Source organism: Siminovitchia jepli (assembly GCF_047228825.1).
Lineage (GTDB): Bacteria > Bacillota > Bacilli > Bacillales > Bacillaceae_C > Siminovitchia.
In genome coordinates, this window is record NZ_JBFEGN010000063.1 from 1 (window position 1) to 23,417 (window position 23,417).

General features: G+C 43.8%; 23 protein-coding genes. 8 read left to right on the plus strand and 15 right to left on the minus strand.

The window, feature by feature from the left end; all coding sequences use genetic code 11:
- Positions 1-219: 219 nt before the first annotated feature.
- From ychF to AB1L08_RS16580, 3 genes are all read right to left on the minus strand, one after another.
- The gene (gene ychF / locus AB1L08_RS16570; protein WP_413065765.1) at positions 220-1,320 is read right to left on the minus strand and encodes a redox-regulated ATPase YchF; all 1,101 of its coding nucleotides are present in this window, start codon (positions 1,318-1,320) and stop codon (positions 220-222) included.
- Between the two features lie 108 nt (positions 1,321-1,428).
- Positions 1,429-1,626 (minus strand): DUF951 domain-containing protein, encoded by a 198-nt coding sequence (locus AB1L08_RS16575; RefSeq protein ID WP_413065766.1) that lies wholly within the window; start codon positions 1,624-1,626, stop codon positions 1,429-1,431.
- Between the two features lie 2 nt (positions 1,627-1,628).
- Complete coding sequence (locus tag AB1L08_RS16580; protein WP_413065785.1) at positions 1,629-2,543, minus strand: mechanosensitive ion channel family protein; 915 nt, start codon at positions 2,541-2,543, stop codon at positions 1,629-1,631.
- Positions 2,544-2,713: 170 nt separating this feature from the next.
- Here AB1L08_RS16580 and yyaC point away from each other — a divergent pair, with 170 nt between their 5' ends.
- The gene (yyaC, locus tag AB1L08_RS16585) at positions 2,714-3,310 is read left to right on the plus strand and encodes a spore protease YyaC (RefSeq protein WP_413065767.1); all 597 of its coding nucleotides are present in this window, start codon (positions 2,714-2,716) and stop codon (positions 3,308-3,310) included.
- A 72-nt stretch (positions 3,311-3,382) separates the two neighbouring features.
- Here the strand turns inward: yyaC and AB1L08_RS16590 are convergent, their stop codons facing one another.
- The 11 genes from AB1L08_RS16590 to rpmH form a co-directional block, all read right to left on the minus strand.
- Complete coding sequence (locus tag AB1L08_RS16590) at positions 3,383-4,096, minus strand: DUF554 domain-containing protein (RefSeq protein WP_413065768.1); 714 nt, start codon at positions 4,094-4,096, stop codon at positions 3,383-3,385.
- Positions 4,097-4,130: 34 nt separating this feature from the next.
- Positions 4,131-4,979, minus strand: coding sequence for a ParB/RepB/Spo0J family partition protein (locus tag AB1L08_RS16595; RefSeq protein ID WP_413065769.1), 849 nt, complete (start codon positions 4,977-4,979; stop codon positions 4,131-4,133).
- Entirely contained in the window at positions 4,972-5,733 is a 762-nt protein-coding gene (locus tag AB1L08_RS16600; protein ID WP_413065786.1) for a ParA family protein, read from the minus strand. The genes AB1L08_RS16595 and AB1L08_RS16600 overlap by 8 nt, the downstream gene beginning before the upstream one ends.
- A gap of 386 nt (positions 5,734-6,119) precedes the next feature.
- Positions 6,120-6,980, minus strand: coding sequence for a nucleoid occlusion protein (gene noc, locus AB1L08_RS16605; protein WP_413065770.1), 861 nt, complete (start codon positions 6,978-6,980; stop codon positions 6,120-6,122).
- A gap of 99 nt (positions 6,981-7,079) precedes the next feature.
- Positions 7,080-7,796: a 16S rRNA (guanine(527)-N(7))-methyltransferase RsmG gene (gene rsmG / locus AB1L08_RS16610; protein ID WP_413065771.1), complete on the minus strand. Its 717-nt coding sequence runs from the start codon at positions 7,794-7,796 to the stop codon at positions 7,080-7,082.
- 14 nt (positions 7,797-7,810) lie between these two features.
- On the minus strand, positions 7,811-9,709 hold the full coding sequence (gene mnmG / locus AB1L08_RS16615; RefSeq protein ID WP_413065772.1) for a tRNA uridine-5-carboxymethylaminomethyl(34) synthesis enzyme MnmG: 1,899 nt from the start codon (positions 9,707-9,709) through the stop codon (positions 7,811-7,813).
- A gap of 39 nt (positions 9,710-9,748) precedes the next feature.
- Entirely contained in the window at positions 9,749-11,134 is a 1,386-nt protein-coding gene (gene mnmE, locus AB1L08_RS16620; RefSeq protein ID WP_413065773.1) for a tRNA uridine-5-carboxymethylaminomethyl(34) synthesis GTPase MnmE, read from the minus strand.
- Positions 11,135-11,340: 206 nt separating this feature from the next.
- Positions 11,341-11,973: an RNA-binding cell elongation regulator Jag/EloR gene (gene jag, locus AB1L08_RS16625; protein ID WP_413065774.1), complete on the minus strand. Its 633-nt coding sequence runs from the start codon at positions 11,971-11,973 to the stop codon at positions 11,341-11,343.
- Positions 11,970-12,758 (minus strand): YidC family membrane integrase SpoIIIJ, encoded by a 789-nt coding sequence (gene spoIIIJ / locus AB1L08_RS16630; RefSeq protein WP_413065775.1) that lies wholly within the window; start codon positions 12,756-12,758, stop codon positions 11,970-11,972. The genes jag and spoIIIJ overlap by 4 nt, the downstream gene beginning before the upstream one ends.
- 86 nt (positions 12,759-12,844) lie before the next feature.
- Positions 12,845-13,204 carry a ribonuclease P protein component gene (rnpA, locus tag AB1L08_RS16635; RefSeq protein ID WP_413065776.1) on the minus strand — a complete coding sequence of 120 codons (360 nt, stop codon included), beginning with the start codon at positions 13,202-13,204 and terminating at the stop codon, positions 12,845-12,847.
- Positions 13,205-13,275: 71 nt separating this feature from the next.
- Complete coding sequence (gene rpmH, locus AB1L08_RS16640; protein ID WP_413065777.1) at positions 13,276-13,410, minus strand: 50S ribosomal protein L34; 135 nt, start codon at positions 13,408-13,410, stop codon at positions 13,276-13,278.
- A gap of 518 nt (positions 13,411-13,928) precedes the next feature.
- On the opposite strand from rpmH, the gene dnaA reads away from it, so the two are divergent.
- The 7 genes from dnaA to gyrA all read left to right on the plus strand — a co-directional run bounded on the left by dnaA (position 13,929) and on the right by gyrA (position 23,165).
- On the plus strand, positions 13,929-15,281 hold the full coding sequence (gene dnaA / locus AB1L08_RS16645; protein ID WP_413065778.1) for a chromosomal replication initiator protein DnaA: 1,353 nt from the start codon (positions 13,929-13,931) through the stop codon (positions 15,279-15,281).
- A gap of 171 nt (positions 15,282-15,452) precedes the next feature.
- Positions 15,453-16,589, plus strand: a complete 1,137-nt coding sequence (gene dnaN / locus AB1L08_RS16650; RefSeq protein ID WP_413065779.1) for a DNA polymerase III subunit beta — start codon at positions 15,453-15,455, stop codon at positions 16,587-16,589.
- A gap of 428 nt (positions 16,590-17,017) precedes the next feature.
- Positions 17,018-17,233 (plus strand): S4 domain-containing protein YaaA, encoded by a 216-nt coding sequence (gene yaaA / locus AB1L08_RS16655; RefSeq protein ID WP_413065780.1) that lies wholly within the window; start codon positions 17,018-17,020, stop codon positions 17,231-17,233.
- Between the two features lie 14 nt (positions 17,234-17,247).
- The gene (recF, locus tag AB1L08_RS16660; RefSeq protein ID WP_413065781.1) at positions 17,248-18,366 is read left to right on the plus strand and encodes a DNA replication/repair protein RecF; all 1,119 of its coding nucleotides are present in this window, start codon (positions 17,248-17,250) and stop codon (positions 18,364-18,366) included.
- Between the two features lie 12 nt (positions 18,367-18,378).
- Positions 18,379-18,642: an extracellular matrix regulator RemB gene (remB, locus tag AB1L08_RS16665; protein ID WP_413065782.1), complete on the plus strand. Its 264-nt coding sequence runs from the start codon at positions 18,379-18,381 to the stop codon at positions 18,640-18,642.
- 35 nt (positions 18,643-18,677) lie between these two features.
- The gene (gene gyrB / locus AB1L08_RS16670; protein ID WP_413065787.1) at positions 18,678-20,597 is read left to right on the plus strand and encodes a DNA topoisomerase (ATP-hydrolyzing) subunit B; all 1,920 of its coding nucleotides are present in this window, start codon (positions 18,678-18,680) and stop codon (positions 20,595-20,597) included.
- A 66-nt stretch (positions 20,598-20,663) separates the two neighbouring features.
- On the plus strand, positions 20,664-23,165 hold the full coding sequence (gene gyrA / locus AB1L08_RS16675) for a DNA gyrase subunit A (protein ID WP_413065783.1): 2,502 nt from the start codon (positions 20,664-20,666) through the stop codon (positions 23,163-23,165).
- Positions 23,166-23,220: 55 nt separating this feature from the next.
- Here gyrA and AB1L08_RS16680 read toward each other — a convergent pair.
- On the minus strand, positions 23,221-23,417 hold a 197-nt coding region (locus AB1L08_RS16680; RefSeq protein WP_413065784.1), incomplete at its 5' end, for a hypothetical protein.

Here is a 23,417-nt window from a genome sequence, read left to right on the forward strand (position 1 = left end):
CTACAGCACTTTAAAGGGTAAAGTTACTGAGTGGATTTTAACCACTTAGATTGTGTAACTGCGGGGCACACAGAAAAAAGCCTGCAATACTATAATTGCAGGCTTCCATTACCAATTATGCCTCATCGTCCGGATTTGAATTGTACTGGGACCAGCCAAATCCGTGACCTGAAGGCTTGACAGTATTTCCGTTCCCCACTTCAGGAAAGCTGGATACAATTAAACGTTAAAACGGAAATGAATCACATCTCCATCTTGAACGATATATTCTTTTCCTTCCAAGCGGACTTTTCCAGCTTCCCTGGCAGCTGCCATGGAACCGGCAGCAAGCAGGTCTTCGTATGAGACTGTTTCCGCACGGATAAAACCTTTTTCAAAGTCTGTATGAATGATACCGGCACATTGCGGGGCTTTCATCCCTTTTTTAAATGTCCAGGCGCGGACTTCTTTTTCCCCGGCAGTGAAATATGTTGCCAAACCAAGCAAACTATATGCAGCACGGATTAACTGGTCAAGCCCGGATTCTTCAATCCCGAGTTCTTCAAGAAACATTGCCTTTTCTTCATCGTCAAGAACCGCTATTTCTTCTTCAATTTTGGCGCTGATGACAATCACTTCGGCATTTTCATTCTCTGCATAGTTCATGACTTTTCGAACATATTCATTCTCCGAAGGTTTGGCAACATCCTCTTCCCCGACGTTCGCCACATATAATACCGGTTTGCTCGTCAATAAATGCAAATGCTTCACAATTTTTGCCTGTTCTTCCGTAAAATCGAGGGCTCTGGCCGGTTTATCCGCCTCAAAGGCTTCTTTTAATTTACTGAGCACTTCAAATTCCGCCATCGCTTCCTTGTCTTTTTGTTTGGCCATTTTTTCAACACGGCCAATCCGTTTATCAACCGACTCCAGGTCAGCCAATATTAATTCCAAATTGATCGTTTCGATGTCATCTATGGGATCCACTTTCCCGGAAACATGGGTAATTTCTCCATCGGCAAAACAGCGGACGACATGACAAATGGCATCCACCTGCCGAATATGGGAAAGAAATTTATTTCCGAGCCCTTCACCTTTGCTGGCACCTTTGACAATCCCTGCAATATCCGTAAATTCAAAAGCAGTCGGCACCGTTTTTTTCGGTTTCACGAGCTCCGTCAACTTTTGCAGCCGGTGATCCGGGACTTCAACAATCCCCACATTGGGGTCAATCGTACAAAACGGATAGTTGGCAGCTTCTGCTCCCGCTTTTGTTATCGCATTAAATAAAGTTGATTTGCCCACGTTTGGCAAACCAACAATCCCTGCTGTTAGAGCCATATATCGGTCACTCCTCTACTTATGGGAAATCTCTCCCAATCCATTCATAATTATAGAGAGTCAACATGTAAAAGACAACCCTATAAAAAAATGAAAAAAAGCATAAGGTCACCCCTCATGCTTTTCCAAAATCTTTTTCAATTTTCGCGTAAACTCCCTGCGGGGCAGCAAGACGCTATGTCCGCAGCCTTCGCATTTCATTCTGATATCCATTCCCATACGAATAATGCGCCAGCGGTTTGTTCCGCATGGATGCGGTTTTTTCATTTCGACAACGTCATGAAGATTAAATTCTTTTTGCTCCATTTTTATCCCCCTTGTCTTTCACCGAAATGGTTTTGGTCTTGATGCTCTTTACCTGAAAACATGACAATCCGTTGATACGGAGCATCAACTTGATGGGCATCAAGTTCCAGTTTGATTGCCTTTCTGATCTCGCGGGCAATGTACCAGTTTTGTAATGGAAGCGTTTCGGCAGTCACTCTTAAAATGACCTCCGAAGCACCCAACTGTTGAATGCCGAGAATGCTCGGCGGGCTTACGATCTCCTCGTATTTTTCCGGCAGCTTTTCCAATACATTTTCAATCAGAGTTTCCACTTTCTTTAAATCTGCTTCATAGCTAAGATAGATATCGACAACGGCGACACTGTTGTGCAGGGAAAAGTTTGTTACTTCCGTAATATTGCCATTTGGAATAATGTATAGTTCGCCTGTCCAATTCAGTATTTTCGTAGTCCGAAGCCCAATTTCATCAACAGTCCCTTCAAATTGTCCAATTTTTACGTAGTCTCCTACGGAAAACTGGTCTTCAAAGATGATGAAAAAACCGCCAATAACATCCTTCACAAGATTCTGGGCGCCAAACCCGACAGCAAGCCCCAATATCCCGGCACCTGCCAAAAGGCCCGTCACATCAATCGTCAATGAAGATAAAATCATGACAATCGCCACAAAATAGACCGTATAGGTTAGTATATTTTGCAGCAGCTTCACAAGCGTTGCTTCCCTGCGTTCCGAAAACTGCAGAGGCACTCTTGTTCTTCTTTTAAATATATTTCGGATCGCCGCCCTCCCCACCTTTATAACAATAAAGGACAGCAGCAAAATCATGATAATTTTTAATGCTACCAACCCGAAATGGATCCATAAATCCGGATCGGTAAACTTTTCAATAAACTTGTTCGTGTTGTTTTCGAATTTATCAAGTTGTTCTTCCAATATCCTCACCTGACTTGCCTTGGATTTGGTACCTATTTTATCAATAACCTTTCCCCATTTCCACACATGAAGGAAGCCGAATTTGTCTATGTATAGAAAAGGCAGTTTCTTCGTATACTGTTTATCACACGGATTATTTCAGTTGGCTGAACGAACAGGAAAGGGGGATATTCATGGGAAACGAACTGATTGTACATTTTGAAGACCAAATGGCCATTCATAAAATCAGTGACACGATTGTTGGCCTGTTCCCCCAATCTGTAGATCGGCCAATTGTTGTTGTCTGCATTGGTACGGACCGTTCCACCGGGGATGCACTGGGTCCGTTGACCGGTTCGCTCTTACAGGAAAAGGGGTTAAATTTGTTTCATGTTTTCGGGACACTGGATGAACCTGTACATGCCATGAATCTTGAAAACATATTAAATGATATAGAAGCAAACTACAGCTATCCTTTTATTATCGGAATTGATGCCTGTCTGGGAAGAATGACAAGCATCGGTGACATTAAAGTAAACGCAGGACCTGTCAAGCCGGGAGCCGGCGTTCATAAAAAACTGCCCGAAGTTGGGCACGCATCCATTACAGGGATCGTCAATATTGCCGGACATATGGAATTTGTCGTCCTGCAAAACACCCGTTTAAGCCTCGTCATGAAAATGGCCAAGCAAATTTCTGCCGGTATTTTGGAGGCTGACCGCATTTGCTTCCAGCGAAGCATGTTTCAACGCATCGGTTTTAATATGGACAATAAAAGATCGGCAAAGTAACGCTGGGTCCACTTCAAATAAAAAAGCCACAGTAGTTAACCGTGGCAACCAAGCAGGAGCAATTCCTGCTGATTAAATTTTTATATTGAAAACATACAATACGGTCACGATGATGGCCACGACAAGAATGCTCGGCAGCAAATTTGCAACCCGTATTTTTGTAATGCCGACCAAATTAAGGCCGATGGCAAAAATCATGATGCCGCCTGCTGCCGTCATTTCCAAAATAAAATGATCCATTAATATTTGCGGAATGATTCGATTGATTTGAGTGGCGAATAAAGCGATCATTCCCTGGTACACGACAACCGGAATAGCGGAAAAAATGACCCCAATGCCAAGAGTCGTGGACAAAATAAGGGCTGTAAAACCGTCGATTATCGCTTTCGTATAAAGGACGTTATGGTCGTTTCGTATTCCGCTGTCAAGGGCCCCGATAATCGCCATCGCACCGATCACAAAAATAAGGGTCGCCGTTACAAAACCTTGGGCGACCGTTCCTTCTTCTTTCGAGCCCAAACGTTTTTCCAGCCAGCGCCCCAAGGCATTTAATCGATCATGCAGCGACCACCATTCACCGAGTACAGCGCCAAACACGATGCTCATAATCACGATCAAAAAATTTTCGCTTTTAAAACCCATTTGCAGTCCCAATACCATGACGGACAGGCCGATACCGTACATCACCGTTTCTTTCATTTTTTCAGGGATGAACCGCAAAATTCTTCCGAGCAATGTACCGATGATGATGCAAATACCATTTACAAGCGTCCCCAGCAAAACCATGAACTCACCTGACTTTTCCCATGTCTCATTAATATTATTCTTGTAAATCGATTATTTCCAAGATACGTTCCAAATCTTCCGGAGATAAAAACTCTATCTCAATTTTCCCTTTGTTTTTGGATTGTTTAATGGTCACTGTTGTACCAAACTTTTGACGCAAACGATTTTCCTGTTCTCTTATAAACACGTCTTTTTTAGGCGTCGTTTTTTTTGTTTCACGTGGAACATTTTCGTTTATATCCTGGATCAGTTTTTCAAGTTGGCGGACGTTCAGCCCTTCTTTGATTGTTTTTTCCGCAATCGGCTTCATTTGCTCTTTCCGTTTTAAACCAAGTAGGGTCCGTCCATGTCCCATCGAAAGCTTGCCTTCCGTAATATAATCTTGCACTTTGGAAGGCAGGGCAAGCAGCCGGACATGGTTTGCAATATGCGGGCGGCTTTTTCCGAGCCGTTTTGCCAATTCTTCCTGCGTTACATTCAAATTGGTCATTAACATTTGATAGGCTCTTGCCTCTTCAATGGGTGTTAAATCTTCCCGTTGCAAATTTTCCAACACGGCCAGTTCCATCATCTGTTCATCGTTAAATTCCCTGATCACCGCAGGAATGGTTGTCATCCGGGCTGCCTTTGCAGCGCGAAAACGTCGTTCACCAGCTACAATTTCATATCCCTTGCCGCTTTTGCGCAGTATAACTGGCTGTAAAATACCGTGTTGCTTGATCGATTCTTTTAACTCGTCAATCGCTTCAGGCGAAAACAGCTTTCGCGGCTGGTATGGATTCGGTTTAATTTCACTGATGCTTATTTCCCGAACAGTTTCCTCGGTTCCCACTTCCATATTCGCAAACAAAGCATTAATGCCTTTTCCAAGACCTTTAGCCAACTTCAGCCACTTCCTTTGCGAGATCTAAATAAACTTCTGCTCCCTTGGATTTAGGATCATAAATAATAATCGGTTCCCCATGGCTGGGAGCTTCGCTCAGCCGGATGTTCCGCGGAATAATCGTTTGATATACCTTATTTTGAAAATATTTTTTTACTTCTTGAATGACTTGAATACCCAAGTTTGTCCTTGCATCAAGCATTGTAAGGAGGACGCCCTCAATCATCAAATGGTTGTTTAAATGTTTTTGTACAAGCCGGACGGTATTCAACAGTTGGCTTAATCCTTCAAGGGCATAATATTCGCACTGGACAGGGATCAAGACTGAGTTGGATGCCGTCAATGCATTGATTGTCAGCAAACCGAGGGAAGGAGGACAATCGATCAATATGTAGTCAAAGTCATCCTTGATTCGGTCCATCGCCCGTTTTAAACGAACTTCCCTGGAAATGGTCGGAACGAGTTCAATCTCTGCTCCTGCCAACTGAATCGTGGCCGGAACGACATATAAGTTTTCAACCGCTGTATCTTTAATTACCTTGTCCATCGCCAAATCATCCACAAGTACGTCATAAATGCATTCGTTGACATCACCTTTATCAATACCCGCACCGCTTGTCGCATTTCCCTGGGGATCAATATCAACAATTAATACTTTTTTACCAATAAAGGCCAAACAAGCCCCTAAATTGACAGAGGTGGTCGTTTTTCCGACGCCTCCTTTTTGGTTGGCTATGGAAATGATCTTTCCCAACAATGTCACCTACCTTAACTTCCTCCTGTAAATTACCTCACCTAATCTATTTTAACAAATATTCGATGAGGATTACGCCTAAATAAAAATTTATTTTCCATTTCCCGTTTGCTTGGAAGAAAAGCGCAAGCGCCTTGTCCATCGCCGTACAGACTGGACCGAATGCGAAAACGCCTTGATCAGCCCCGACAAGCATAAGACGGTTCCCGAGGTAGCTGTACTTCAGCCACCACAAGGAATTGGCTTATGAACCTGAGGGGCTAGGCGTTGCAGCTAGACACAGAAAAACTTCTTTAAAAGAGCAATTCTTACCAAGTTTTGCTTTCTTTACTCGTTAAAAAAAATGAGAAACTTGTTTTATTCAAGCTTCTCATGCTCGTATATGCCTATGATTCTTTCTTTTTTGGAATCTTGATCGTAATTTGATAGTATTCTTCAAATTCTTCTTCCATTGAATCCAGTTTGATTCCGCTGTCCGCCACCATGGAAAGTGATTGGCGGATCGTATTGACGGCAATTCGCATATCTTTGCTGATTGCCCTTTTTCTGGGCGTTTTTTTGGGCTGTTTGTCAGTGGAAAGCATTTTGACGACTTGTTCTTCCGTTTGCTTTACATTTAAGTTCCTTTCAACGATCAGATTCATCAATTCCACTTGTTTTTTGGGGTCCTTAATTGGTATTAATGCACGGGCGTGCCGCTCCGTAATGTGTTTTTTCAATAAAGCCTCTTGAACTTCTTCCGGAAGTTTGAGTAAACGGAGTTTATTGGCAACGGTTGACTGCCCTTTTCCCAGCCTTTGGGCCAATGCTTCCTGCGTCAAATTATGGAGCTCCAGCAGTTTTCCATATGCAATGGCTTCTTCTATCGGAGTCAGCTCTTCCCGTTGCAAATTCTCAATTAATGCAATGGATGCTGTTTCCGTGTCATTCAAATTTTTAATGATAGCGGGGATCTTTTCCCAGCCAAGCATCTGGACCGCCCTGAATCTTCGTTCTCCGGCAATAATTTCATATTGGCTGTTTTCGGCTTCCCTGACAACGATTGGCTGAATGATCCCATGCGTATGGATGGTTCGGGCCAACTCTTCTATTTTTGTTTCATCAAATATGGTTCTTGGTTGAAAACGATTCGGAATGATGGCGGACACTGCTATGTGCTTTACCTCATCCGTTTCTTCCGCCGCCTCTCTTTCTGTCGGCAGTTCCTTATCGCCCAATCCAAAAAAACGCGAGAAAGGATGTTTCATCCTTCTACACCACCTTGAAATAATAACTCCCTTTTTAACTACATTCTATCCCCATGACCAAAATCCTGCCGAACGGCTGCTCCCCTGCCGGCAAGATATTTATTCCAACGGCATTTTATTTGGCGTACCAGGCTTGCGCGGATATTTAATTGGAGTTTTTTTCACTTTTTTTACGATAATCATGTATCTTTCACTTTCTTCAATTGGCAATGCAAAGGAATGGACAGCTTGTATTTTTCCGCCTAGCAGCTTGATCGCTTTTTCGGCCGCCTTTAATTCCTCACCGGCGTTTGCCCCCTTCATTGCTACAAATAAGCCTTCTTGCTTTACAAGCGGCAGGCACAACTCCGTTAAAACGGACATTTTTGCCACTGCCCTTGCCGTCACGATATCAAATTGTTCACGAAACTCTTTATGGCGGGCAAATGTTTCCGCACGATCATGATAAAAAAATGTATTTTCAAGCTGCAGCTCTTTGGAAAGCTCATTTAAAAAAGTGATCCGCTTTTTTAAGGAATCAACTATGGTTATATCCAGTTCAGGAAAACATATTTTCAGCGGAATACTTGGAAAACCGGCCCCCGCCCCGACATCACAGAGCGACCTGGAGCCGTTGAAATTCACAAAAAATGCAGCGCTCACCGAATCATAAAAATGTTTTAGGTACACTTCTTCATGACCGGTGATCGCCGTTAAATTCATTTTTTCGTTCCATTCCACCAAAAGTTCGTAGTACCGTTTGAATTGATTGAGCTGGCGCCCGTTTAATTCAATTCCCATTTTCTTTAATTCATTTGTAAATTGATCTATATTCATCGATAAACCCTTTCTTATGCGCCATCTCCTGAAACACGGGCTATTTTTCCGTGCTCAATATAGACTAATAAAATGGAAATGTCTGCTGGATTGACACCGGAAATCCGGGAAGCCTGGGCAATGGAAAGCGGCCGGACTTTGTTCAGCTTTTGGCGGGCTTCGGTCGCAATGCCCTGGATGGCATCATAATCGATGTCTTCGGGAATTTTTTTGTTTTCCAGCTTTTTCAGCTTTTCAACCTGCTGCAAAGATTTTTCAATATAGCCTTCGTATTTGATCTGAATTTCCACCTGTTCGATCACGTCTTGTGAAAGATCTTTTTCGCCTGGAGCCAACTGGCGGATATGGGAATACTTCATTTCGGGCCGTTTTAATAAATCGGAAGCGCGTATGCCGTCTTTCAATTCACTTCCGCCCGCTTCCCTGATAATGGTTTGCGTCTTTTCATTTGGTTTTAAAATGATTTTTTGCAGTCTTTTTATTTCTTCTTTAATATCGGCTTTTTTCTGTTTAAACCGCTCGTACCTTTCTTCCGGAATCAGCCCCAGTTTGTATCCGAGATCGGTCAGACGAAGGTCGGCGTTGTCTTGGCGCAATAACAGCCGGTATTCGGCGCGTGATGTTAAAAGCCGGTATGGTTCATTTGTCCCTTTTGTCACAAGGTCATCAATCAATACGCCGATATAGGCATCAGAGCGGCTTAAAATCACTTCATCTTTGCCCAAGATGTTGCATGCAGCATTGATGCCCGCCATAAGCCCTTGGGCAGCCGCTTCTTCATAACCGGATGTACCGTTGATTTGGCCAGCCGTATACAAATTTTTAATTTTTTTCGTTTCCAATGTCGGCCACAACTGGGTCGGAATGATCGCATCATATTCAATGGCATATCCCGGGCGCATCATTCGCGCGTTTTCCAATGCAGGAACGGTTTTGATCAATTCATGCTGGACTTCTTCGGGTAAGCTTGTGGAAAGTCCCTGGACATACACTTCGTTCGTATGGCGCCCTTCCGGTTCGAGGAAAATCTGGTGGCGCGGCTTGTCATTAAAGCGGACAACCTTATCTTCAATCGATGGGCAATAGCGCGCCCCCGTCCCTTTAATCATGCCGGAAAACATCGGGGAGCGATGCAAATTGTCATCAATCAGGCGGTGTGTGTGCTCGTTCGTATACGTCAGCCAGCAAGGCAGTTGATCCGTGATTTTTTTTGTCGTTTCATAACTGAATGCCCTTGGTTCTTCATCTCCCGGCTGAATTTCCGCTTTGCTGTAATCAATCGTTTGGCTGTTGACCCGCGGCGGGGTTCCTGTTTTGAACCGTACCAATTCAAAGCCAAGCTCTTGCAGATGTTCGGACAATGTAATGGAAGGCTGCTGATTGTTCGGTCCACTTGAGTATTTGAGCTCGCCGAGAATGATTTCCCCGCGCAAAAAAGTGCCGGTAGTAATGATGACTGCTTTTGCCCGATACATGGCACCCGTCATCGTGACAACACCTTTACATACTCCGTCTTCTACCATTAATTTTTCAACCATCCCCTGATGAAGGGTGATATTCGGTTCATTTTCCAGCGTATTTTTCATTTCATGCTGGTATTGGAATTTATCTGCCTGGGCACGCAGTGCCTGAACTGCCGGACCCTTTCCGGTATTAAGCATTCTCATTTGGATGGCTGTTTTATCAATATTTTTTCCCATTTCTCCGCCAAGGGCATCAATTTCCCGAACAACGACCCCTTTTGCCGGACCGCCAATGGACGGATTGCACGGCATAAAGGCCACCATGTCCAGATTGATCGTAATCATCAGCACCTGGGCGCCCATTCTGGCGGCCGCCAGCCCTGCTTCACATCCGGCATGGCCCGCTCCGACGACAATGACGTCATATCGGCCTGCCTCAAATTGCTTCATGTCATTTGCAACCTCCCTTTTTCGAATATTTTTATGTGTTTATTTTCCGAGACAAAATTGGCTGAATAATTGGTCAATCAAGCTTTCCTGAACCGTATCGCCAATAATTTCCCCAAGCAATTCCCACGTTCGGGTCATGTCGATCTGGACGATATCGATCGGGGTCCCCATTTCAACGCCTTCAATGACGTCTTCAATCGCTTGAAGTGCCTGATTTAATAACGCGATATGGCGGCTGTTCGATACATACGTCACATCACCCGTTTCCAGTTCACCGCGGAAAAACAGTTCGGCAATCGCCTGTTCCAAATCGTCGATCCCTTCTTCCTCCAATAAGGAAGTCGTCACGATGATATGAGATTGGGCCATTTCCCGCACTTTGTCCATATCTATTTTTTTCGGCAAGTCCGTTTTATTGACGATAACAATGACTTCCATTCCTTCGACAGCTTTAAAAAGCTGCTCATCTTCGCAAGTAAATTCCTCGGCGGAATTTAATACGAGTAAAATCAAATCCGCTTCTTTCAACACTTTGCGGGACCGCTCCACACCGATCTGCTCGACAATATCTTTCGTTTCCCTGATCCCTGCCGTATCGATTAAACGCAAAGGAACTCCCCTTACATTTACATATTCTTCGATAACATCCCTCGTTGTTCCGGGTATATCCGTCACAATCGCCTTGTTTTCCTGAACAAGGCTGTTCAAGAGGGATGATTTCCCGACGTTTGGCCTCCCAATGATGGCTGTCGCCAAACCTTCACGTAATATTTTACCTTGTTCGGCCGTAATTAGTAATTTTTTTATTTCATCACGGATGTAGACGGCTTTTTCCATTAAGAGGCGATGTGTCATTTCTTCTACATCATCATATTCCGGATAATCGATGTTTACCTCAACATGGGCAAGGGTTTCCAATATGTCCTGGCGCAGCTTTGCGATCAGCTTTGACAGACGCCCGCCCATTTGCTCCAAAGCAACATTCATCGCTTTGTCCGTCTTGGCCCGAATCAAATCGATGACAGCTTCCGCTTGCGACAGGTCGATGCGCCCGTTCAAAAATGCCCGTTTCGTAAATTCCCCCGGTTCGGCAAGCCGCGCACCGTTGTTTAATACGAGCTGAAGAACACGGTTGACCGAAACAAGACCTCCGTGGCAATTGATTTCCACTACATCTTCACGGGTATAAGTGCGAGGAGCCTTCATCACGGTAACCATGACTTCCTCCACTTTCGTCTTCGTTTTTGGATTGACAAGCAGCCCGTAATGAATCGTATGGGTTTTTGTATCTTTTAACTGTTTCCCCCCTGCTCCTTGGAATATTTGATCGGCAATTTGAATTGCTTCATCACCGCTGATTCTGACAATCGCTATCCCGCCTTCGCCAAGCGGAGTCGATATCGCGGCAATTGTATCGAAATCCATCTTTTTCACCTCTCTTCTTTTTAAAAATGAATATATAAATACACATGTGCATATTTTTTTATTGGCAGTTCTCCACAGATGGAATAAGCCCCATTTTTTTATTTTATCTTATCCACATGTGAATAACAATGCAGCAAGCCAGTATCAACAAAAAAATCAAAAGTGATTCCCATAGCCCGGGGTTTTCCCACAAAAAAAAACACCTCTCAATTTTGAGAAGTGTTTGGCTGAATGACAACGTATCGGTTGGGCTCTTCGCCTTTTGACACGGTTTGCACCCCATGGTGATCTGCCAGCACGGTATGTATAATTTTTCTTTCGTAATTCGGCATCGGTTCCAGCTTTACCGGTTCTCCTGCATGAACGGCCTTTTGGGCAAGTCGCTCTGCCAGGCGAACCAGCGTTTCTTTTCGCCGCTCCCGGTAATTTTCCGGATTTAAAATGACCCTTATATAATGACCTGAGTGGCGATTGGCGACGAGTTGGGCCAAATATTGCAAAGAATTGATCGTTTGTCCTCTTTTTCCGATTAAAAGTCCCATTTTTTCTCCGGTAATGTTGACCAATACATGACGCTCATCCTCTTGAACCGTGTCAATGTTTGCTTCGATGCCCATATTGAGAAGAACATTTTGCAAAAATCCCACGACTGATTCAATCGCATCCGGTTTCAGCGTCGCTTCAATGACAGCCGGGCGGGACCCGAATAATCCGAACAGACCCTTTTTACCTTCATCAACAATTTGGATTTCGACCTGGTCTTTTGTTGCATTTAGTTGAGCCAAAGCTGATTGTACTGCTTCTTCCACGGTTTTCCCGCTGGCAGTGACTTGTTTCACTTTTTAGCTCCCCTCACCTTTCCCTCATTGGCCGTCGCTTTTTGAACGGCCGGCGGTTTTATAAAATACGTTTGGACGATCATAAAGATATTTCCGACTACCCAGTATAAGGAAAGTGCCGCCGGGAAATTGATTGCAAAGATCAAAATCATGACCGGCATGATGTATAGCATCATTTGCATTTGCGGGTTTTGGCCTTCCATTCCGGCCATTATCATTTTCTGCTGCAAGAAAGTTGTCAATCCCGCAATGATCGGCAATAGAAACAACGGATCCGGCTTTCCAAGGTACAACCATAGAAACGTGTGGTTAGCAATTTCTTCTGTACGGATGATCGCTTGATAAAATCCAATTAAAATCGGCATTTGAATCAGCAGCGGAAAACAGCCAGCCAGCGGATTCACGCCGTGTTTTTGAAACAGCTGCATCATTTCCTGCTGAAGCTGCTGCTGGGTTTTTGCATCTTTTGAGCTGTATTTTTCCCTTAATTTTTGCATTTCCGGCTGAAGTACCTGCATGGCTTTTGAGTTTTTGGTTTGTTTAATCATCAGCGGCAAAATAGCCAGCCGAATGATAATCGTTACAATCACGATTCCCAAACCGTAGCTTCCGCCCAACATTTCGGCTGTCGTCGTTATCAGCCATGATAAAGGGTAAACAATATACTTGCTCCAAAAACCAGTGCTCTCTGGTGTAATCGGCACAGGGTTTTCAATCGTAGAGCAGCCTGCTGCGATCATCATGAGAAACAGCAATGCTGACAATAAAATTATTTTTTTCTTCAAAACTTCATTTCCTCCCTGTGTATCAAAATAACGCACGATGCGAAACATGCTCTATCCGTTATTTTAACACTTTTCTCCGCTTCTGTTCATTTATTTTCATCTGATTCCTTTCGTATGCTTTTTCCCACCCGGAGTACATGTTCCAAGCTTTTTTTGATACAGTGGTAATCCATCTCGGCCGCCGGTTTCCTGGCGATGATCACATAGTCTTTATGCGGGCTCACCCGCTCTTGATTTTCTTGGAAAAATTGCCGGATATACCGTTTGATCCGGTTTCTCGTCACCGCATTTCCGATTTTTTTGCTCACGGATAATCCGATCCGAAAATGGGTTTGATCTTCCTTTTCCAGCATATATATCACAAATTGCCGATTGGCAACAGATCTCCCTTTTTGAAAAACTGCCTGAAACTCCGTATTTTTTTTAATTCTGAATGTTTTCTTCATTCATCCACCTCAAAAATCGAGTACCGTTCTCCCGTTTATTAGAAAAAAGACCACTGAGACGTTTCAGTGGTCTACGCAGATAAAACTTTTCTTCCTTTACGACGGCGGGCAGCCAGTACTCTGCGGCCTGTTTTTGTGCTCATGCGGGCACGAAAGCCATGAACTTTGCTTCTTTTACGTCTATTTGGCTGATATGTTCTTTTCATTATGATAACACCTCCTCGAGGGTTGGAAAAATTCCCGTTTAAGACAGTCTTACTAATTATAAAGATGGCATTGAAAGATTGTCAACCTTCCCTTTTTATTTTTTCCTCCAGGCCTTCGCTATTTAGGTTCCAGATCATCCTGTTGATTATTTGTGAGCACTATTTTTCTTACTCACAACATTTATCGACAAGTTTTTCACAAACCAAAGGGGTGTGAATAATTTTTTTTGCCGTAATTTAGCATTGTGGATAATGTTTGGCATTCATTGCAGGACCATACATTATTTGTTATGATAATATTGTTTTTATGCGTGGATGATCCATCCTCATCCTCACTCTTATCCACAGATTGTGGATAGAATGTGGATTGTTATAAACCTCCGCTGAATATCTTTGTCCACATAAAGTGGATATTGTCGAAATGCCTGTTTTCTACTATTATTATACTTTTCCACAATTTCTCTTCCTTGAGAATGAAAAAATAAGCCGGGATCTACTAAAATAAAGGGGGGTAAGTTTTGGAAAACTTGGCCGATCTTTGGGACCAGGTCCTGAAGAATATTGAACATAAGATTAGCAAGCCCAGTTTTGATACATGGCTTAAATATACCGAAGCCTACAATTTGCAGGGTGACACTTTGGTTGTTGCAGCTCCCAATGAATTTGCCAGGGATTGGCTGGAAGGCCGCTATACGGATTTGATTTCCGGACTTTTATATGAAATTGTCGGAGAAAACCTGGAGGTAAAATTTATCATTCCCCCTGAAAAAGAAGAGGAAGCAACAAGCAAAACGCCGGCTAAGCCACATCCGGTTCAAGAAATCCATAGAAGTGAAAGCTATCAAAATATGCTGAATTTCAAATATACGTTCGATACATTCGTTATTGGTGCCGGAAACCGTTTTGCCCATGCTGCATCGCTTGCTGTTGCCGAGGCTCCGGCTAAAGCTTATAACCCGCTTTTTATTTATGGAGGGGTTGGTCTTGGAAAAACACATTTGCTTCACGCAATCGGCCACTATGTATTGGAACACAACCCAACGGCAAAGGTTGTCTACTTGTCCTCCGAAAAATTTACAAACGAATTTATTAATTCGATCCGTGACAATAAAGCTGATGATTTTAGAAATAAATATCGAAGTGTAGATGTGCTATTAATAGACGATATTCAATTTTTGGCCGGAAAAGAACAAACCCAGGAAGAATTTTTTCATACTTTTAATACATTGCACGAAGAAAGAAAGCAAATCGTCATTTCGAGCGATCGGCCGCCCAAAGAAATTCCTACATTGGAAGACCGCCTGAGATCCCGGTTTGAATGGGGATTGATCACGGATATTACTCCGCCCGACCTGGAAACGAGAATCGCCATTTTAAGAAAAAAAGCGAAAGCGGACGGCTTGGACATACCGAATGAAGCGATGCTATACATAGCCAACCAAATTGATACGAACATTCGGGAACTTGAGGGGGCTCTTATACGCGTTGTCGCCTATTCTTCCCTCATTAATAAGGACATCAATGCGGATTTGACAGCCGAAGCATTAAAGGATATTATTCCCAGCTCAAAACCAAAAGTCATTACAGTTTTCGATATCCAGAAAGCGGTCGGAGCCGAATTTAATGTAAAACTCGAGGATTTTAAGGCAAAAAAACGGACAAAATCAATTGCTTTCCCAAGACAGATTGCCATGTACCTGGCAAGGGAACTGACCGATCTCTCACTTCCGAAAATTGGCGAAGAATTTGGCGGCCGCGACCATACTACGGTCATTCACGCCTGCGACAAAATTTCAAAACTTCTGGAAGCAGATAGCCATTTGCAATCTATTATTGAAAATCTCAAGGATTCTCTTAAAAGCATGCATTGAGGATCATGTGAATAACTGAAACAGGCCCATGCACACTTTGTACACATGTGAATAAAGCGTGTTTTTCAGTCATTCACATATTTATCCACATATCCACAGCACCTATTACTATTACTACGGTTTTTAAAATAAAAAATAATGATGTATATGCTGAAATGAGGGAGAACAAAAATGCAATTTACCATTCGGCGGAATCAGCTCGCGGACAGTGTCAACCATGTCATGAGAGCAGTTTCTTCAAGAACAACCATTCCCATTTTGACGGGCATTAAAATTATTGCCTCAGAAGAAGGAATTACTTTTACCGGGAGTGATTCCGATATATCCATAGAGTCCAAGATACCTGTTGAAGAAAATGGCGATAAAATAATCGATATCATTCGACCGGGAGGAATTGTTCTGAATGCGCGTTTTTTTGGAGATATTGTTAGAAAACTGCCGATGGAAACAGTGGAAATGAAGGTAGAGGATTCAAGACAAGTAATCATTCGTTCCGGGAAAGCAGAATTCAATCTAAACGGGCTTGACCATACGGAGTACCCGCTTCTTCCCCAGGTATCGGATGAAACTGTATTTTCCTTGCCTGGCAATCTGTTGAAAACATTGATCAGGCAAACAGTGTTCGCAGTGTCCATCTCAGAAATACGCCCGATCTTGACAGGTGTCAACTGGGAAATTAAAAATGGTACACTTTCCTGTATTGCCACCGACAGCCATAGGCTGGCCATGAAAACAGCACCAGTCGACATGCCGGAAAATGAAAACTACCAAACGGTTATCCCTGGAAAAAGTCTGGTTGAGCTCAGCAAGATCCTTGATGACAATGATCACCCAGTCGAGATTTTCATTACAGACAACCAAATTCTTTTTAAAACGAAGAATATTCATTTTTACTCCCGGCGATTGGAAGGAAGATACCCTGATACATCAAGGCTCATTCCCACAGAATATAAAACAAATTTAGTTGTTGATGGGAAATTGTTTAATGATGCCATTGACAGAGCTTCCTTGTTGGCCCGGGAAGAAAGAAACAATGTTGTAAAGCTTGCATCACGTGATGGGAACATGATTGAAATCTCTTCCATTACACCCGAAATCGGCCACGTATACGAGCAAATCCCGATACAATCGCTTGAAGGGGAAGACCTCAACATTTCCTTCAGTGCCAAATACATGATGGATGCCCTCCGTGCAGTGGAAGGTAATGAAATCACAGTCAGCTTTACGGGTGCCATGAGGCCTTTTATTATTAAATCTGCGGAGGACCCAAACATATTGCAGCTTATTTTGCCTATCCGTACAGCCTAGACAACCTGCCTTAAACGGCAGGTTTTTTCGTCTCCTTTCCGGACTAAGCGCAGGCGCCTTGCTTGGCACGGGCAAATAAGACAAACACACGGGACGCCTCCGCCTCCGGAGAGTTTTGATTTATGACCTCGAGGAGCTAGGCGCCCTGGCCGCCTTAGCCTCAGGTCGCCGCGTCCTGTAGCGCCGGCGCACTAGGATGACCTGTGTCTGTCCCAAGCTAGACACAGAAAAGCACCTTTTAAAGAAAAATTTTCTTGCAGAGTAAAACTTTCTTGACTTGTGAAAAAAACAAAATGGTCCCCTGCTTCTTTCGTGCATCTGTTTTTCAACTTGGGGCAGTGCCTCATGATACTCCGTATTCTTTGTCATGAGAGTAAATCTTTAGTAAAATAAAGGTATGAGATCAACAATAAAGAAAGAGTGAGAGCGTGGAAACAAAAATTGTGATTCAAACGGACACCATCACACTTGGCCAATTTTTAAAGCTTGCCGATCTGATTGATTCAGGCGGAATGGCCAAGTGGTTTTTGAGCGAGCATACTGTCTTGGTCAATGGAGAGCCTGAACAAAGACGCGGCAGGAAGCTCATGGAAGGTGATCGGATCGAAGTGCCAGGAGTCGGAAATTTTCTTGTTGCCCATTAAAGGATGTCTATCCCATGCATATTGAGCAATTAGGATTGGAAAATTTTAGAAATTACAAAACCCTCTCCCTTTCTTTTGAAAATAAAGTCAATGTATTTGTCGGAGAAAATGCCCAAGGAAAAACGAACGTCATGGAAGCCATTTATGTTTTAGGCATGGCCAAGTCGCACCGAACATCTCATGACAAGGATTTAATAAGGTGGGATGAAGATTATGCTAAAATAAATGGCAGGATCCAAAAAAAGAGCGGGTCTGCCCCAATGGAGTTAATCATTTCCAAAAAAGGGAAAAAGGCAAAGTTTAACCATATAGAGCAGAAAAAATTGAGCCAATATGTTGGGAATATGAATGTTGTCATGTTTGCGCCTGAAGATCTCCACCTTGTCAAAGGGAGCCCTCAAGTAAGGCGTCGTTTTATTGATATGGAAATTGGCCAAGTTTCTCCTGTCTATCTTTACCATGTCGGTTTATACCAAAAAATCCTGCAACAGCGGAACCAGTATTTGAAGCAATTGCAGATCAAAAAACAGACAGATGTAACGTTCTTGGATGTGTTGACTGAACAATATATTGAAATCGCCGTAAAAATCATTCAGAAGCGGTTCGAGTTTGTACGGATCCTCGAAAGTTGGGCCAAACCGATTCATTCCGGCATTTCCCGGGGCCATGAGTCACTGATGATTCAATATAAACCATCCCTGGATGTATCAGAACAGGCCGATTCGTCAAAAATGGTAACAATATTCGAGGAAAAACTTTCCGCTTTGAGGGAAAGGGAAATGGACAGGGGAATCAGCCTTATTGGGCCGCATCGGGATGAAATCCATTTTTATGTCAACGGGCGGGACGTTCAAACGTTTGGATCACAAGGCCAGCAGCGCACTGCGGCCCTGTCTGTCAAATTGGCCGAAATTGAACTCATTTATGAGGAAGTCGGCGAATATCCGATATTGCTGCTCGATGATGTGTTGTCCGAACTGGATGATTTTCGCCAATCCCATTTGCTCAATACGATTCAGGGTAAAGTCCAGACGTTCGTCACGACAACAACGACGAGCGGCATTGATCATAGAACGATCAGGGAAGCGACAAGTTTTTTTGTTCAGAACGGCAGCATTACGAGAGTGCAATGAGGAGGACTTTATATGTACATTCATGTGGGTGATGATACATTGGTCCGTTTAGGTGATATCATCGCCATTTTAGATATGCAGTCCATCAAGGAGTCGGAAACGATGCAGGAGCTTTTGGAAAGGAAAAAAACAAATGTAGTCAATATTGCGGACGAATCGTTTAAATCGCTTGTGATTACGCCGAATCATATGTATCTCTCCCCTGTTGCCTTTGCCACTTTAAAGAAAAAAGCGATGAACGATACAATAATGAACAATGTATTTGGTTCATTTTAAAATAGATGGAAAGTGCAGGTGAATCGTTCGTGTCAATGGAACAAAAGGCAATCCAACAACAGTACGATGAAAATCAGATCCAAGTGCTTGAAGGGCTCGAAGCGGTTCGAAAGCGGCCTGGGATGTATATAGGTTCAACAAGCATAAAAGGCTTGCATCATCTCGTATGGGAAATTGTTGATAACAGCATCGATGAAGCAATGGCCGGATATTGTGATGAAATCAACCTTATCATTGAAGAGGACAACAGCATCATCGTTATCGACAACGGACGTGGAATACCCGTTGGAATCCAGGAGAAAATGGGCCGCCCGGCGGTTGAAGTCATCTTGACCGTCCTACACGCCGGCGGAAAATTCGGAGGCGGAGGATATAAAGTATCCGGCGGCCTCCACGGAGTAGGCGCTTCAGTTGTAAATGCTTTATCGACGGAACTGGAAGTATATGTTCATTTGAACGGAAAAGTCCACTACCAAAAATATAAACGGGGTGTACCTCAATTTGATTTAAAAATCATCGGTGATACCGATCGGACGGGAACGACGATTCACTTCAAACCGGATCCGGAGATTTTTACGGAAACAACGGAATTTGATTTTGAAACTTTATCTACCCGTACCCGGGAATTGGCATTTTTAAACAAAGGCTTGAAGCTGACGATTGAAGACAAGCGCGATGAAGCAAAAAAACTGGAATTTCACTATGAAGGCGGGATAAAGTCGTACGTAGAGCACTTGAACAGATCGAAAGAGGTGCTTCACGATGACCCGATTTACATCGAAAGTGAGCGCGATGACATTGCCATTGAAATCGCCATGCAGTACAACAGCGGCTATGCAAGCAATCTTTATTCTTTTGCGAACAACATCCACACGTATGAAGGCGGAACGCATGAATCGGGATTTAAGGCGGCTTTGACAAGAGTCATTAACGACTATGCCAGAAAGCATCAAATCATCAAAGAAAATGACGGCAACTTGTCGGGGGAAGATGTCCGGGAAGGTTTGACCGCCATTATTTCAATCAAACACCCGGATCCGCAATTTGAGGGGCAAACAAAAACAAAACTTGGGAACTCGGAAGCACGTACGATCACTGACGCCCTTTTCTCGGAGCACTTTGAGAAGTTCCTTTTGGAAAACCCAACGCTGGCAAGAAAGATCGTTGATAAAGGCTTGATGGCCGCCAGAGCGAGAATGGCGGCCCGAAAGGCGCGTGAATTGACACGGAGAAAAAATGCTTTGGAAATATCCAATTTACCGGGTAAACTGGCGGACTGCTCATCCAGGGATCCGGAAATCAGTGAATTATACGTAGTGGAAGGCGACTCCGCCGGCGGGTCTGCAAAACAAGGTCGAGACCGGCATTTTCAGGCTATTTTACCCCTAAAGGGAAAAATTATTAATGTTGAAAAAGCGCGCCTGGATCGGATTCTTTCAAACGACGAAGTCCGGGCGATCATTACAGCGCTTGGCACCGGAATCGGGGGCGATTTTGACATTTCAAAAGCCCGATACCATAAAGTGGTGATCATGACAGACGCCGACGTGGACGGCGCCCACATACGCACGCTGCTGCTGACGCTCTTCTACCGTTATATGCGGCCGCTGATTGAAGCGGGATATATTTATATAGCCCAGCCGCCGCTATTTAAAATCAGCCAAGGGAAAAAGGAATTATATGCCTATTCCGAACCTGAATTGGATGCATTGATTGCCGAGCTGCCGGAGCAGCCAAAACCGGGAGTGCAGAGGTATAAAGGTCTCGGGGAAATGAATCCCGAGCAGCTTTGGGAAACGACGATGAATCCGAAAACGAGAACGCTCCTGCAGGTGGGTTTGGAAGACGCCATTGATGCGGATGAAACATTTGATATGCTGATGGGTGAGAAAGTCGAACCACGCAGGCTGTTTATCGAAGAAAATGCATTATACGTAAAGAATTTGGATATTTAATTTTTTGCCGGATAAAAGCTTGTGAGATTCCTCACTTGCTTTTTTCGGGATAAGGGAGGTTTCGGCATGTCTGATATGCCTGAATCAAATGTGAAGGAAATCAATTTAAGCCAGGAAATGCGTTCATCCTTTCTCGACTATGCGATGAGTGTCATCGTCTCCCGTGCCCTTCCCGATGTCCGGGATGGATTAAAGCCTGTTCATCGGCGGATCTTATATGCCATGAATGACCTTGGGATGACGAGTGATAAAGCCTATAAGAAATCTGCGCGGATCGTCGGGGAAGTCATCGGCAAATATCACCCCCACGGAGATTCAGCCGTTTATGAAACGATGGTCCGGATGGCCCAGGATTTCAGCTACAGATACATGCTTGTAGACGGGCACGGCAATTTTGGTTCGATTGACGGCGACTCGGCGGCCGCCATGCGGTATACGGAAGCAAGAATGTCAAAAATCTCAATGGAGCTTGTGCGGGATCTGAATAAGGATACGATAGATTATAAACCGAATTATGACGGTTCAGAAATAGAGCCGGTCGTGCTGCCTGCCCGTTTTCCGAATCTGCTTGTCAATGGATCATCCGGAATTGCCGTAGGTATGGCAACGAACATTCCCCCCCATCAACTGGGTGAAGTCATTGACGGGCTTTTGATGTTAAGCAGGGATCCTGATATAACGATTCAGGAATTGATGGAGTACATTCAAGGGCCGGACTTTCCGACAGCAGGATTGATTGTAGGAAGGAGCGGCATCAGAAGGGCTTACGAGACGGGCCGCGGCTCCATTATGATGCGGGCCCGGGTTGAAATTGAAACGAAACCGAACGGAAGGGAAACGATCATCGTCCATGAGATTCCCTATCAAGTCAATAAGGCAAGGCTGATCGAACGAATTGCCGAACTGGTGCGTGAAAAAAAGATTGACGGCATTACGGAATTAAGGGACGAATCAGACCGATCCGGCATGCGAATTATCATGGAAGTCCGCCGCGATGCCAACGCGAACGTCATTTTAAATAATTTATACAAAATGACCGCCCTGCAAACGAGCTTCGGAATCAATATGCTTGCGCTTGTCGACGGACAGCCGAAAGTATTGAATTTAAAGCAATGCCTGCAGCATTATTTGGAACATCAAAAGGTCATCATTCGCAGGCGGACAGAGTTCGAACTGAGGAAAGCGGAAGCGCGCGCCCATATCTTGGAAGGATTAAGAATTGCACTTGACCATATTGATGCCATTATCAGTTTGATCAGGGGATCGGAAACAACCGACATTGCCCGGGCCGGGTTAATGGAGCAATTCAATTTAAGCGAAAAACAGGCGCAGGCGATCCTGGATATGCGGCTTCAGCGCTTAACCGGATTGGAAAGGGAAAAAATAGAAGACGAATATCACCAGCTCGTCAAGCTGATTGCGGAACTAAAAGCCATTTTGGCCGATGAAGAAAAAGTGCTTCAAATTATTCGCGATGAACTGACCGAAATTAAAGAGCGCTTTGATGATGAACGCAGGACGGAGATTGTTTCTGGCGGAGTAGGGCAAATCGAAGATGAGGACTTGATTCCAAGGGAAAATGTAGTCATTACGTTAACCCATAACGGCTACATCAAGCGGCTTCCTATTTCCACTTACCGCAGCCAAAGACGGGGCGGCCGGGGTGTTCAAGGAATGGGAACAAACGAAGATGATTTCGTGGAACATTTAATTACAACGTCCACGCATGATACAATTCTTTTCTTCACGAATAAAGGAAAAGTATACAGGACAAAAGGTTATGAGATTCCGGAGTACAGCCGGACGGCCAAAGGACTGCCGATTATTAACATGCTTGAAATTGATAAAGGTGAATGGATCAATACGATTATTTCCGTGGAAGAATTCCTTGAAGACTGGTTCTTGTTCTTTGCCACAAAAGAAGGAATTGTTAAACGGACACCAGTATCAGCCTTTGCCAACATCCGAAATAATGGGCTGATTGCACTGAACCTTCGTGAAAATGATGAATTGATTTCAGTGAAATTAACGGATAACAATAAAGATATCGTGATGGGAACGAAAAATGGGCTTCTCATTCGTTTTCATGAAACGGATGTACGTTCAATGGGAAGAACGGCAACCGGTGTAAAAGGGATTCATTTATCGAATAACGATGAAGTCGTCGGAATGGAGATTTTGGAAGAGGACAATGATGTCCTTGTTGTCACGAAAAACGGTTACGGCAAGCGGACGCCGGCAGCCGATTACCGGGTACAATCGCGCGGCGGAAAAGGCTTGATCACATGCAATATAACTGAAAAAACCGGAAACATCGTTGCTGTAGAAACAGTTAAAGGCGATGAAGACCTTATGCTGATTACTGCAGGCGGAATATTGATCAGAATGTCTGTAGAAGATATTTCAGTCATGGGCCGAAATACGCAAGGAGTGATTTTGATCAGGCTGGACGATGAAGAATCCGTCGCCACGGTAGCAAAAGTGGAAAAAACTGAAGGAATTGAAGAAGTTTCTACAACACCAACCGATGATGAGATCACCGGTGAAGAATTATATGAAAATGAATGATGGGAAAAGGGCACCGGAACATTCCGGTGCCCTATCTCTATATCTTGAGCATAACTCATAAAATTAATGTAAAAAACCTATTGCCAATCTGAAAAAAAGGTGTTATATTAAGAATCGTTGTCTGAACAAGATGGTCGGCGACGAAAAAAATAAAAAAGTTGTTGACATCATCTTGCCAGATTGATATAATATAAAAGTCGCCCAAAAGGGAGACGCCGAGTTTGCTCTTTGAAAACTGAACGAAACGAAACG

Coding starts and splice junctions, on each gene's coding strand:
- yyaC (WP_413065767.1), top strand. CDS start 2,714: ATGGGAAACGAACTGATTGTACATTTTGAAGACCAAATGGCCATTCAT.
- AB1L08_RS16590 (WP_413065768.1), bottom strand. CDS start 4,096: ATGGTTTTGCTGGGGACGCTTGTAAATGGTATTTGCATCATCATCGGT.
- rnpA (WP_413065776.1), bottom strand. CDS start 13,204: ATGAAGAAAACATTCAGAATTAAAAAAAATACGGAGTTTCAGGCAGTT.
- rpmH (WP_413065777.1), bottom strand. CDS start 13,410: ATGAAAAGAACATATCAGCCAAATAGACGTAAAAGAAGCAAAGTTCAT.
- remB (WP_413065782.1), top strand. CDS start 18,379: ATGTACATTCATGTGGGTGATGATACATTGGTCCGTTTAGGTGATATC.
- rsmG (WP_413065771.1), bottom strand. CDS start 7,796: ATGAATATAGATCAATTTACAAATGAATTAAAGAAAATGGGAATTGAA.
- recF (WP_413065781.1), top strand. CDS start 17,248: ATGCATATTGAGCAATTAGGATTGGAAAATTTTAGAAATTACAAAACC.
- mnmG (WP_413065772.1), bottom strand. CDS start 9,709: ATGAAGCAATTTGAGGCAGGCCGATATGACGTCATTGTCGTCGGAGCG.
- noc (WP_413065770.1), bottom strand. CDS start 6,980: ATGAAACATCCTTTCTCGCGTTTTTTTGGATTGGGCGATAAGGAACTG.
- mnmE (WP_413065773.1), bottom strand. CDS start 11,134: ATGGATTTCGATACAATTGCCGCGATATCGACTCCGCTTGGCGAAGGC.
- gyrA (WP_413065783.1), top strand. CDS start 20,664: ATGTCTGATATGCCTGAATCAAATGTGAAGGAAATCAATTTAAGCCAG.
- dnaN (WP_413065779.1), top strand. CDS start 15,453: ATGCAATTTACCATTCGGCGGAATCAGCTCGCGGACAGTGTCAACCAT.
- gyrB (WP_413065787.1), top strand. CDS start 18,678: ATGGAACAAAAGGCAATCCAACAACAGTACGATGAAAATCAGATCCAA.
- ychF (WP_413065765.1), bottom strand. CDS start 1,320: ATGGCTCTAACAGCAGGGATTGTTGGTTTGCCAAACGTGGGCAAATCA.
- AB1L08_RS16575 (WP_413065766.1), bottom strand. CDS start 1,626: ATGGAGCAAAAAGAATTTAATCTTCATGACGTTGTCGAAATGAAAAAA.